This window comes from Vibrio sinaloensis (assembly GCF_000808535.1).
GTDB lineage: Bacteria > Pseudomonadota > Gammaproteobacteria > Enterobacterales > Vibrionaceae > Vibrio > Vibrio sinaloensis_D.
The window spans coordinates 1-12,756 of sequence record NZ_JWLV01000047.1 but is presented as its reverse complement, the minus strand read 5'-3'; the positions used below and the strand labels follow the sequence as shown (position 1 = coordinate 12,756).

9 protein-coding genes are annotated in these 12,756 nt (G+C 44.9%); 4 read left to right on the top strand and 5 right to left on the bottom strand.

Going from position 1 to position 12,756, the window contains the following annotated elements; genetic code table 11:
• Positions 1–148 precede the first annotated feature (148 nt).
• A complete protein-coding gene (locus tag RJ47_RS18015) occupies positions 149–1,045 on the top strand; it encodes a DUF3943 domain-containing protein (protein WP_038212008.1) in 897 nt (298 codons plus the stop codon).
• A 178-nt stretch (positions 1,046–1,223) separates the two neighbouring features.
• Positions 1,224–1,736, top strand: coding sequence for a glycine cleavage system protein R (locus RJ47_RS18010; RefSeq protein ID WP_005473739.1), 513 nt, complete (start codon positions 1,224–1,226; stop codon positions 1,734–1,736).
• A gap of 49 nt (positions 1,737–1,785) precedes the next feature.
• Here RJ47_RS18010 and RJ47_RS18005 read toward each other — a convergent pair whose 3' ends face one another.
• On the bottom strand, positions 1,786–2,346 hold the full coding sequence (locus RJ47_RS18005; RefSeq protein ID WP_156143350.1) for a hypothetical protein: 561 nt from the start codon (positions 2,344–2,346) through the stop codon (positions 1,786–1,788).
• A gap of 151 nt (positions 2,347–2,497) precedes the next feature.
• Between RJ47_RS18005 and RJ47_RS18000 the strand changes: the two genes are divergently transcribed.
• Positions 2,498–4,183, top strand: a complete 1,686-nt coding sequence (locus tag RJ47_RS18000) for a DUF1566 domain-containing protein (protein ID WP_039485964.1) — start codon at positions 2,498–2,500, stop codon at positions 4,181–4,183.
• Complete coding sequence (locus tag RJ47_RS17995; protein ID WP_039477717.1) at positions 4,183–4,746, top strand: DUF1566 domain-containing protein; 564 nt, start codon at positions 4,183–4,185, stop codon at positions 4,744–4,746. Before RJ47_RS18000 ends, RJ47_RS17995 begins: the two co-directional genes overlap by 1 nt.
• Positions 4,747–4,811: 65 nt before the next feature.
• On the opposite strand, the gene nspC is transcribed toward RJ47_RS17995, so the two are convergent.
• From nspC to RJ47_RS17975, 4 genes are all read right to left on the bottom strand, one after another.
• Positions 4,812–5,951 carry a carboxynorspermidine decarboxylase gene (gene nspC / locus RJ47_RS17990; RefSeq protein WP_039485961.1) on the bottom strand — a complete coding sequence of 380 codons (1,140 nt, stop codon included), beginning with the start codon at positions 5,949–5,951 and terminating at the stop codon, positions 4,812–4,814.
• Between the two features lie 192 nt (positions 5,952–6,143).
• Positions 6,144–7,397, bottom strand: a complete 1,254-nt coding sequence (locus RJ47_RS17985) for a carboxynorspermidine synthase (protein WP_039485958.1) — start codon at positions 7,395–7,397, stop codon at positions 6,144–6,146.
• 18 nt (positions 7,398–7,415) lie between these two features.
• Positions 7,416–10,307 carry a pyridoxal phosphate-dependent class III aminotransferase gene (locus RJ47_RS17980; protein WP_039485955.1) on the bottom strand — a complete coding sequence of 964 codons (2,892 nt, stop codon included), beginning with the start codon at positions 10,305–10,307 and terminating at the stop codon, positions 7,416–7,418.
• 530 nt (positions 10,308–10,837) lie between these two features.
• A partial coding sequence (locus RJ47_RS17975; RefSeq protein ID WP_197058155.1) for a cadherin repeat domain-containing protein occupies positions 10,838–12,756 on the bottom strand: 1,919 nt, incomplete at its 5' end.

Genomic DNA, 12,756 nt, shown 5'->3' with positions numbered 1-12,756 from the left:
TTTTGGTGCACTTAAAATTGTCGTTTTCGCTACTTATAGAGTGAGAATCTGACAAATCGTTCCTGCAAGCTAATTTCTGGTTTCCATTAGCATGACTTTATTAGATAATTGTGAGTCTGATCATTAAAAAATCGCAGTGGAGTTTTCCGTGTTCAAAAAAAGCATTGCCGCTTTAGTCTTGTCAACCTCTACCCTAGCTCATGCCAATATGAGCAACTACAACCAACATATTGAGTTTTCCTACACGGTTGATCAAGCGGAAAATTACACCTTGTATTCATACTCCAATGACGCAATCAACCCAGACCCGTTTAGCTTAAGTTTGTCAGAGAACACGCTGAATCTTGAAGAGCCACCACTACCTAAATACCTGACTGTACAAAACGAGAAGGATTGGGATTACCTAAAAGGGCAAACTTATACAATCTTGGGCTTGAGTGTGGCAACGGTCGGCTTAATGACACTGCTCCCTGAATCCATCACAAAATGGGATGCGGAAGATCGCAACTTAAGCGGCCTTGGCACCAAATGGAAAGATAACGTCACTGACGGCCCAGTTTGGGATCGCGACGAACATTTCTTGAACTACATTATGCACCCTTATTTCGGTGGTGTTTATTACACTGCGGCGCGTCATGCTGGTTTCAACGAATTTGAATCATTCCTCTACTCCGCGACAATGTCTGCCTTCTTCTGGGAATATGGCGTAGAAGCATTTGCTGAAGTTCCATCTTGGCAAGATCTGTTCATTACCCCTTTCTTTGGTGCGGTTGTCGGTGAGTTGATGTTCGAAGCAGAACAAGACATCGTGGCGTCAGGGGGAGAAGTTTGGGGTTCAGAAACCATGGGCGGTGTAACCCTCTTTTTCCTAAACCCGGTAGGACACATTCATGGCTGGGTTAGTGATGCTTGGGGTGGCAGTGCAGAGTTTCAATACAGCAGTACGCCATGGTTTGGCAATCATGATGCAGCACAATTTGCGATGGATGCAGGCGCAAGCTATGACAAAGCATTCTACGGCGTAGAAATGAAAATCACTTTCTAGAGTAGAGACAACGTTCCTATAAAAGCGACGCAATGCGTCGCTTTTTTTGTGCTCAAGATACAATAACTACAACCTGAACAATGGATTAGGTTGAAAACTTGACGCATATCAAACCTATTATGGCCTCCCCATCTACACTCAAATTAAACCCTTCCTGCAATCTCTTAGGAGGCCCACTGTGAATACAACCTTTATCGCCAACTTCGTTGGTAAAGCAACACCTGCGACCATTAAGCAGTTAGCCGCTGTCACACACGAAAACGGTGGGAAATGGCTAATTAGCAAAGTTAACTTTATCGAAGATCAAGTGGCTGCTGTTATCAAGATCGACGTTCCAGAAGAAAATGCTTTAGTTGTTCAAGAAGCGTTTAAACAACACCCTGATCTTGTCGTACAGATTGTCGATTCTGACTCTATGGGTCATAACGTCGATACGATCTATCAGCTAAGACTCGATTCAAACGATCGTGCAGGCATCGTTAATGAGATTACCCATGTTTTGGATGGACAAGGCGTAAATATTTTGGATATGGACTGTCAGCGCGTCTTTATTGCCGGTGGCGGCGGTGTAAGTTCAAGTTTGTTTACCGCCAATATGGCGATTCGATTGCCGCAAGAAATCAGTATTGATGATATAGCCAATGAGTTGGAATCACTGAGCGAAGATACACGAGTAATGGTTGAAGCATAGCGAAATGTCAGTTCTTACGGTCTTTCATCGTAAGAACTGACTTAACCAATTACAGATTGAACTTGTAACTGCCTTTAAGCATTACTGTGTTGTCTGTAATCTCATAGTCATACTCTGTACGAGAGAATTGCAAACCCAATGCCCAGTGTTTGAAATCTAAATCGGCGCCGGCACCAAACGATACACCTTTAATATAGTCGTCGCTTGCACCATCAAGAAACAGCACTTTATAACCAAGCAAACCGTAAATATCTACATTTAATGCGTTGCCAGCATCAATCCTTACACCGAGTGGGATATTACCTGCAATAGAGTATTTTTCTGAGGCGTTTTGTTCTTTTTCAAAATCACTGCTACCGTAACCTGCAATGACAAACTCACCACCAACCAAAAAACGCTCATTATAAATATTTTTCGCGCCAACATGAGCACCAAACGATGCTCCGTTATTACCTTCAAGACTGTAAGAACTAAAGTTACCGCCAACATAGAAATCTTGTGTTAAATACTCTTTTTCCTGCTCTGCTTGTGCGGTAAATGCAACCGAAGCAGACAGCGCAATGATAAGGGCTTTATACATTTTGTGTATTCCAGATAATAAATAATCCATCGCATTATAATCAAAGTATTTATATATACAAAGTAACACCAATCAAGTGTGATTAACTCTAACTATCCAAGAAATACCCTTATTTTACAGCACACATCTCTGATACAATCGATAGATTAGTTGTATTACATATTCAGGAATTTATATTCTCATGCATGAGATTACGCATAATAAGAAAGCGATAGCTATTGCATTATTTGCAATTCTGCTCGGTGGTTGTAAAGGTGGCAGCGGCGGAAGCCTAGGTGGTGACAATGGTGGAGTCTCTCCAAATCCGGGACCAACACCCAATCCTGATCCTCTCCCTACTGTTAGTAAAATCAATATCCCTAGCTCAATCAGCTTTGTTGAGCCAATTAATGGTAGTGAAACACAATATATTCAACTGACACTCTCGGAAGCTTTAAAAAGCGACCTTACGCTATATATCACCACTTCGGATATTAATGCGAGAAGTAGCGGTAAATTCAAAAACTACACAGCGAAAGTATCAGAACCTTTTACGATTGTTGCTGGAGAGACACAAGTAAAATTGCCACTTAGCGTAAGCAATAACAAATATTTCGAAAATGATGTGTCACTCACCTATTCCATCTCCGGTCCGATTCGCTCTGACTACACAATTGAGCGTGGTCAATCAACCGTTACCCTATCTGACATCGATGGCGAGCCCCATATTAGTTTTGAAAAACTAAACCGCACACTGCTTGAAGGTGAAAGTGACACTTTCTCTATTAGTGTTACTCATCCGTCGAGCCTGCCTATATCTGTGACTTTGGAACAATCGGGGACAGTAAATCAAAACGACTTCACCGACACACTCACCCCAGAGAAAACCGTCACAATATTAAAAGACGAACTAAGCGTAACATTTGGCGTCACCGCGACAAAAGATGACATCAGCGAAGGCGCGGAGAAGTTAATTTATACTCTCACAAACCCAAACAACGTCACAATTGATGAACAACACAAAGCGCTCACCATTTATATTCCGGGTGACAAACGCTTTAACGATACAGGCTTTGTAACTCGTTACGACGGTAACAACTTTAACAACGCTAACCCTCAAGCGGAATATCCAAATCAAGATGCTGATTTTGGTTTGGACACCGCTCCAGATATGACGCACGATGATGGACGCTACGGCTTTAGTTACACTAAGTTTGATATCCATGGTAACGCTCTTCCTTTGAATGCGTCTAACTTTGCTTGTGTCCGTGATAACACGACGGGTCTATATGTTGAAAACAAAACATTCTTTGATTTCGATAGTAACTTCCCTGGTCAGTGGCCACCTTCAAAGAACAAAGTTAAAGAAGAGCGAGACAAGCAGAAAAAAGATCCAGACAATTACATCTATCCAGACGTTTTCGTAATGGCTTCTGAGTATTGGCAACACACCGACTATTTTTACACTTGGTATGAACCAAATAATGAGCTCAATGGCGGTTCTTTAGGTGCAGAGAACGATACAATGCCAGAGAAAGTACCTTTTTACACAACCTGTGCTATTGATGAATTGTCTGGTGGTGATCGCCGTTGTGATACAGCGGGTTATTTAAGCCAAATGAATCGATTTTCGATTTGTGGGTTTACTGACTGGCGCTTGCCCACGCCTGCTGAAATGAAATCATTAGTTAGCTTTAATGTCGATAACAACGACGACAACAACCGAGCGTTCCTAAAATTTATCCATGGAAAGACCTATTTCACCAGCGCGACAAACGCAGAACGTAACGGTTCTGCTTGGTGTATTGATACCATCTCTGGTCAAGCGAAACTCTGTAACAAAGGATCCTACAACTCAGTTATTGCCGTAAGCGGAGGTAAAGAATAATGAAAGCACTACATCTAATAGCTTGCTTAACGTTCGTAACAACTTCGGCTTGGGCTCAAACTTGTATCACCAACCAGCCACTGTCACAAGACGAGGGGCAATTGGTCGACCTTGAAAACGGTACCATCCTTGATGTAAAAACCAACTTGCTTTGGCAAAAATGTACGTTGGGGCAAACCTACTTGGCTGACAGCAACAGTTGTACCAACGATGGCGCAGAACACTTTGGAACATGGCAAGCGGCTCTTAAAGCAACAGAGGACACAGCTATTACGACTGTTGAAGGAATCCCTGGTTTTCGTTTGCCGAATATCAAAGAGCTCACCTCAATCGTAAATTACCAGTGTGTGTTCCCAGCCATTGACACAACGTTTTTCCCTGCAACGGAAAATGAACCTTATTGGACCAACACTCCAGATGCTCCGAGAACTGTGAATGGGATTTCTAATACTGAGATAAACTCTGATATCAAAGGTTTAGTGATCGACTTTAATAATGGAGAAGAATTTATTAACGGAGAAAACGATAGAATTCTTATTCGTTTGGTTAAAGATTATCAGTAGTTCAGAAAGGCAAAAAAAGAGCAGCGACAAGCTGCTCTTTTTACATTTCACCAATCAATTTACGCTTACTCTACACTCCACTGAGAGAGAGAGCGTTTAAAGTCTGAGTAATCAAATTCGTTCAGCTTTTGAATCTCACCGTTGGAACGTTCACAGTATACCGAAGGCATACGCAGACCGTTGAACCAGTTCAGTTTCACCATGGTGTAACCGGCACTGTCCAAAATATGTAAGCGCTGACCAATTTCTAGTGGCTGCTCGAAGTTCGCAACACAGAACTGGTCACCAGCCAGACAAGAACACGAACCAATCACGTATTCATGATCACCGTTTTCAGATGCTTCCAAGATTGACGCTGGCTCGTTATAAATCAAGGTATCCAAGCGGTGCGCTTCCGTTGCCGAATCCACAATCGCAGTCTTCTTCACGTTTTCTACGATGTCGACCACAGTCACCACAAGGTCCGTGGTTTTGGTGATGATTGCCTCTCCCGGCTCTAAGTACATTTGTACGCCGTGCTTTTCAGAGAAGGCTTTAAGTGCAAGACCCAGTTTTTCAATGTCATAGCCCGGCCATGTGAAAAACACGCCGCCGCCCATGCTCACCCAATCGAGTTTATTTAGGTATTCGCCAAATTGCTCAGAGATGGAATCCAGCAGGCCAATAAACGCATCCACGTCTTTGTTTTCGCAGTTCATGTGGAACATCACACCATCAATGCCATCGAAAATTTCTGGTTTGATGTGGTCAGCTTGTACACCCAAACGAGAAAACTGACGTGCAGGGTTCGCTAAGTCTTGACCTGCGTAGCTCACACCTGGGTTTAGGCGAAGGCCAATTGACGCTTTGCCTTCAACGATATGGCGGTAAGCCGCTAACTGTGACTGCGAATTAAAAATCATCTTGTCACAGATATCCGCGACTTCGCGTACATCATCTTCGCTGTAGCCCACGCTGTATGCATGAGTCTCACCACCAAACGTTTCGTAGCCAAGTTTCACTTCAAACGGGCCAGAGCTAGTTGTGCCGTCTAGGTAAGGCTTGATGATGTCAAATACCCCCCATGTTGAGAAGCACTTCAGTGCCAACACTAGCTTCACGCCCGAAATCTCTTTCAACTGTTTCGCTTTCTCAAGGTTCTCAATCAACTTATCTTCGTTGATCATGAAGTACGGGGTTTTAAGTTCTTCTTTCTGAAATGTCATTTTATGCACTCAAGCAGAATCTAAGAATAAATAGCCAAAGCAGATGGCGTTGCTATTGATTATGTTTATTTTGTCCTGTTTGAACGAAGTGAGTTACAAAATAAACATGGTTAATAGCATACCTAATCGAATGCTATGACCGAAAAAGGGAACACTGCTGTCCCCTTTTGATACAAAACGAAAATTCAGTCGTTACTTATTAAGCTCGTGAATTACTGGCAGACCTTGACCCGCTTCCAACTCCTGAACGTGCCAATCTAGACCAATACTTGGCATTGTCTCTAAGAACGGATCTGGATCTAGCTGTTCCATGTTGAACACGCCTTTATCCGCCCACTTACCACGGAAGAATTGCAGTGCAGCAGTAATGGCAGGAACACCTGTCGTGTAAGAGATCGCTTGGTGTTCTACATCTTCGTAAGCCACTTCGTGGTCTGCGTTGTTGTAGATAAACACACTACGCTCTTTACCGTCTTTCTTACCTTGAACCCAAGTACCGATACACGTTAGACCTGTGTAGCCTGGCGCTAGTGATGTTGGATCTGGTAATAGTGCCTTCAACACGTGTAGAGGCTGTACAACAGTGCCATCGTGCAGCGTGAGTGGATCTGGGCTCAATAGGCCGATATCACGCATTACATTGAAGTAGTTTAGGTAACGGTCACCGAAACCCATCCAGAATTCAATGCGTTTAGCTGGGATGAACTCTTTCATTGAACGAACTTCATCGTGCGCCATTGAGTACACTTTGTGTGAACCACAATTCGGGAAATCAAACTCTAGCATACGAGAGTGACAAGGCACTTGCTTCCACTCACCGTTTTCCCAGTAGAACGAGTCGCCCTGGATCTCAAGCATGTTCGTTTCTGGGTCAAAGTTGGTTGCGAACTTCTTGCCGTGATCGCCTGCGTTTACATCCATAACGTCGATCGTATCGATTTCATCAAACAGATGCTTCACAGCGTACGCCGCGAACACCGACACTACACCAGGATCGAAACCAGCACCTAGAATACCAGTGATGCCCGCTTCTTCGAACTTCTCACGGTAACCCCACTGCCAGTCGTAAGCCTCTGGCACTTGCTGCCCTTCAGAACAGAGATCAACGGCTACTGATGTATCTAGGTATGAAACTTTCGCTTGGTAACACGCTTCCATAATGGTCATGTTAACCCAAGGAGGACCTGCGTTAATCACAAGATCTGGCTTCACTTCGTTAATAAGAGCAACGAGTGCATCGACATCATCAGCATTCACTGCGCGTGCTTCGAGTTTCTTAGATGCATCTTTCAGGTTATTTTTCTTCTGAATCGATTCGATGATTTTTTCACACTTACCAACCGTGCGAGACGCAATAGTAATATCTCCTAGAACGTCGTTGTTTTGTGCCGCTTTGTGTGCAACAACCCAACCAACACCACCTGCACCAATCTGTAGAATAGCCATAGTTTTCCGTTACCTTTATTAAGCTAGCTCAGCCGCTAGCGTGTTAATTTTCAAAAGCAAAGATTCAAAATCCGCTGTCGTCAAACAAGGGTTTAAAATCGTAAATTTAAGTGCGGTCTTACCATCAACGATGGTTTCACCCAGAACTGCAATACCACGAGTCAACGCTTCAAGGCGCAACGCTTTGTTCAATTCATCAAGATCGGCACACACATTGGTTGCGCGGAAAAGAACCGTTGAAAGTGCTGGTTCAGCCAGAAGCTCGAACTGATCATGTGCACGAACCATCTCAGCAACGTCTTTAGTTTGTGCCAACAAGTGATCGTACATATCACCAAGCGCTTTAGGACCGACGTTTTGCATCGTCATAAAGACTTTCAATGCGTCAAATCGCTTCGTCGTTGCGATGGATTTGTCCACCAAGTTTGGTAGCTCATCGTGTTCACGGTTTAGGTAGTCAGCATGGTGAAGCAAGAACTTAAAGTTCGACTTGTCGTTCACCAGCAAAGCGCCACAACTGATTGTTTGGTAGAACAATTTGTGGAAATCGACGCTGATCGAGTGTGCACGCTCTACACCTTTCAGGCGAGATTTGTGACTGCTAAGAATCAGAGCACCACCATAAGCGCCGTCAACATGCATCCACATCTCATGTTTCGCTGCCATATCAGCAATGAAATCAAGATCGTCAATCGCACCGTGATCGGTCGTACCCGCAGTGCCAACAACCGCGAATGGAATCAAACCTTCTGCTTTTGCCTGAGTTAGAACTTGATCTAATTGGCTTACGTCCATTGTGCCGTCAGCGTTCGCATCAACGGTCATCACGGCTTTCTCACCTAGCCCCATCCAAGATGCTGACTTCTGAACCGTGAAGTGTGATTTCTTAGAGCACACAATACGCAGTTTGTCGGCGTAATCCGGAAGACCCAACTTCTGAATAGAGTGACCGCTTAGCTTGTCAGCAATCCAATCACGAGCCAACATCAAGCCCATTTGGTTGCTTTGTGTGCCGCCACTAGTGAAGATGCCGTCCGACTTCTCACCAAGTTCGTACTTGTCACACAACCAGTTTATGACTTTCTGCTCAACGTAAGTCGCAGACGATGCTTGATCCCATGAATCCATTGATTGGTTCAATGCTGCAATCATGGTTTCTGCCGCGACTGCAGGCATAAGAGGCGGTGTATGCAGGTGAGCAATGCAATCTGGGTGCTGAGTGAAAATCGCATTCTTCGCAACAAGCTCTGCTGCTTCATCAATTACAGATTTTAGAGATGCGTTTTTGTTGTCCAGATCGACTGCGTTAATTGCCGTTTCCAACAGTTTTGGATCCATACCTGAGTATGGCGCGTCCACCTGCTCGAACACGGACTTCATCGCGGCTGTCATGTGATTCATTACTGAGGCAAACTCAGTACCGCCTAGCTCACCAGTTTGAATGAAGTGCTTCTTCCACTCTTCTTGTGGGTCCGCTTCAACATGGTTACCGCCTGCAGCGATGATCGCATCTTCCAGTACACGTAGTGCAAAGTCGATTTGCTCGAAAGAGATAATCAGTGGTGGAAGGAAACGAATCACCGAACCGTCGCGGCCGCCCTTTTCTACCATTAAGCCACGCTCAAGGGCTGCGCGTTGAATCGCAAGAGTAAGCTGGCCATCAGACAAAGGCTCGCCAAACTTGTTTAGCTCGCCACTTGGATGTTTAATCTCAACGCCAAGCATCAAACCTTTACCGCGCACATCTGCAATACAGTTGACACGCTTTTGAATGCTCTCAAGACCAAAACGAAGGTACTGGCCTGAAACGTTAGCGTGCTCAACAAGGTTGTCGCGCTGGATGATTTCTAATGCTTTCGCACCTGACACCATTGCAAGTTGGTTGCCACGGAAAGTACCGGTGTGTTCACCAGGCTTCCATGTGTCGTGTTGTTTGTTGATCACAAGTAGCGACATCGGCAAGCCGCCGCCAATCGCTTTAGACAAACACAAAATATCAGGAACAATCCCTGCTTCTTCAAATGCGAAGTTGTAGCCAGATTTACCTACACCACATTGAATTTCATCAAAAATTAGTAGGATGCCGTGCTCGTCACAAATACGACGCAACTCACGTAGCCAAAATGCAGGTGCTGGAATAACACCACCTTCACCTTGCACAGGCTCTACTACGATCGCCGCAGGCTTCATGATCCCTGCTTCATCATCGTTTAAAAGACGTTCAATATAACGAATACCCGCTTTCGCGCCTTCATCGCCACCTAGACCAAATGGACAACGCAGATCGTAAGGGAATGGCATAAAGTGGACGTCTGACATCAAGCCAGTGCGACGTGCTTTGGTGCCCAAGTTACCCATCATACCCATGGTGCCGTTTGTCATACCGTGGTATGCACCGCGGAAAGCAAACATGGTGTTACGACCAGTTGTCTGCTTTGCCAGTTTGATTGCCGCTTCAACCGCATCCGCGCCAGAAGGACCACAGAACTGGATCACACAGTTGTCGCTCAACTCTTGAGGAAGGAAGCCTTTAACAGACTTAATAAAATGCGTTTTCGCTGAGGTCGCGATATCGAGAGTCTGGTATGGCAAACCAGAATCCAATTGTTCTTTTAGCGCTTGGTTGATCTCTGGATGGTTGTAGCCCAGAGCCAATGTACCCGCACCCGCGAGGCAATCTAGGAAGATTTGACCACGCGTATCTTCGACTAAACAGCCAAACGCTTGTTTAATCGCAATCGGTAAACGACGTGGATATGAACGAACTTCAGATTCGTGTTGTTCTTGGTCTAGTAACACCTCATCAGGCGTTAAATCATAAAGACCTTCCACAGTTGGAATCTGACGAGAAAATGGTGTTGCGATCCCAGCGTCTAGGGCTGGCGTATCGACTTCAAAGGCTGTGCTCATGATTTAATCCCATGAAATGTAAATGAACACTCGCAATTTCACGCAATGGGTGAATGCAAGGTACAGTCAGCCGCCCCAATGAAGTAAATCGGGTACGACAAATCACTCCGCATAACAAGACGCGGGTTACATGTAAGAAATTAGATCAAGGTTCGGTAATGCAACTGTCTTGCAGAACAGGGCATTGAGGGAGAACGAAGCTGATTATTGTGTGTTTGTTAAGTGAGTTCAATGTTGGGTTTCCCATTCACATGCCGCATCCACGACATTAGTATCCCGTCTATCGGTAAAAGAACTTACCGATACCTACCCTACGCGATGCTCACTCAGCCCGAATGAACACCTCGCGTATCCCCCAGAATGTCTTTACTAGACTCTCGTCCGAGATTGCGCGCGAAAGTATCATAAAATAAAATCTTCTGGCAACAATTTTTCACTTTTGAATGTTAAATTATTTATTCATCTATCAAAAAGAGGCGAGTGTCTTAACTCGCCTCTCTATCTTTAGCTAAAAACACTCTCGAGCGCACTTACGCCGCGTCAGTTTTTAGAACTTGAGTGAGCATTTCCAGCTCATCCGTTATCGCATTGTTTGCGATAAGGCCCGCATCAGCAAAGCTGTCATAGACCCCCTCCAAAACGATGGTCTGCTCTCGGCCTTCGTCACTCACGGTAAAGACTACATCGTCTTCACTGATACTCACGTCTATTTGATTAACCAAATCGGCGACTTCAACGTTGTCATCGTCTTGCAGTATTTCACGCAAATCGATTAAATCACTGCCTAATTTGAAGTTATCAATCACATCGGTACCATTGTCCAGCGTGGTATCAAGCCAAGTAAACACGTTGCTATTGTCATCACCAAGCATCATTTGATTGCCTAGCTGCGCGGTTAAGTCCTCCCCTAACTCGGCAGATAGCACCGTGTATTCCGGAGAATCAGACACATCGATGGTGACGGTCGCTTCGTTGCTTATTGCCAGATCAGAGTCGACAGCAACGTAATCGAACGACACATCTTCCGTGATGTCTTGGTTGCCGGATAAGTATCTAAACTCCCAGTTTCCCCCAGTAGAGCTCAATTCCATTTTTGTAATCGGGTTATCTGGTGAGGAGTAACTAAACTCATAGAGAATTTTGTCGTTTCCAACATCACCTTCGTCTTTTTGATAGTGCTCTACGGCCGTCGTGCCATCTGCAAAGGTATAGGTAACTTCGACATAAACGTTACTGTTGCTGTTAAATGCGCCCCCCATTCCATCTAGGCCAAACGTCACCACATCCAATGGGTTATCACTTAAATCAACAATTAACGTCTCCTGCGCGTTGAGCCCGTTGCCATCAGTATCGCCAATCCCCCATCCAACGTGAGCAGGGCCGCCAGTGTACTGTTTGAGTGGTTTATCATTGTTATCAGTAATACTGATGCCAATCGTGTTGCCGTTTTCCAACGTGATGAGTCGCTCGGTATCGCTGATATACTCACCCCAGTTGTAGAATCCATCTTCATCCAAAACGATATTGTCCGGATCACCAGAGTAACCTATTTCAAAGGCTTCCCCTGGTCCTGGAACATAGCTGATGTTATCAGGATCAAACAATTTGCTAGAGTCAATCTCGGCACCGATCACATGCAGATCCGCTTCGGTAATGACGCGAGTGTCACCAAAATCATCGGTATACAGCAACGTCCCATATTCTGGTAAGGAAGTCAGCATGACGTTGAGTTGTACATCGTTGAAATCGTCGTCTTCATCTGAAATATGGTCAAACTCCTCAACATCAGAGTCAAACACGATCGGTATCACGATGGCCTCTCCGGCATCAACCTCAAAGTCCTCTGCCACCGGCAACTCATTGACATTCAACTCGGTAAGAACCACATCAATATTGGTCGACTTCTGAATACCGAATCCATCCACTTCTGTGGCGGTTACCACTAATGTATGCGCATTGGCCAAAGCCTCGAAGTTGTTTGTAAACGCAAGCACACCAGCAGCCGTTAAGGAAATTGATCCACTTGAAGAGTCAATCGCGAACAATGGTTCATTCGCATCATTGGTCACATTGGTGGTGATGCTGTAGGTGACGTCTTCGCCATCAGCATCGGTTGCAGATACAGTTCCGATAACATGTTCGTCGTTGTTGTTTTCATAGTAGGAGAATGAATATTGATCACCATCATTCGCATCAAACACCGGAGCATTGTCATCAATATTGAGCTCTTCAAGCGTGACTTGAACGTCAGTAGATTTAATTGGACCAAGTCCATCAACTTCCGTAGCAGTCACGACAAGACTGTGAATATTGCCCGCAAGTTCAAAATCATTGGTAAACGCAGCGACCCCGGCTGCCGTTAAGCTGATCTCACCGGAGTTGGCGTCGATTTCAAACAGCGGCTCATCGGCGTCGTTGGTGACATTGGTGGTGATGCTGTAGGTGACGT

Bases quoted from the DNA above. Each gene is read 5' to 3' on its own strand.
- RJ47_RS18005 (WP_156143350.1), bottom strand. From the start codon at position 2,346: ATGGATTATTTATTATCTGGAATACACAAAATGTATAAAGCCCTTATC.
- RJ47_RS18000 (WP_039485964.1), top strand. From the start codon at position 2,498: ATGCATGAGATTACGCATAATAAGAAAGCGATAGCTATTGCATTATTT.
- RJ47_RS17995 (WP_039477717.1), top strand. From the start codon at position 4,183: ATGAAAGCACTACATCTAATAGCTTGCTTAACGTTCGTAACAACTTCG.
- nspC (WP_039485961.1), bottom strand. From the start codon at position 5,951: ATGACATTTCAGAAAGAAGAACTTAAAACCCCGTACTTCATGATCAAC.
- RJ47_RS17985 (WP_039485958.1), bottom strand. From the start codon at position 7,397: ATGGCTATTCTACAGATTGGTGCAGGTGGTGTTGGTTGGGTTGTTGCA.
- RJ47_RS17980 (WP_039485955.1), bottom strand. From the start codon at position 10,307: ATGAGCACAGCCTTTGAAGTCGATACGCCAGCCCTAGACGCTGGGATC.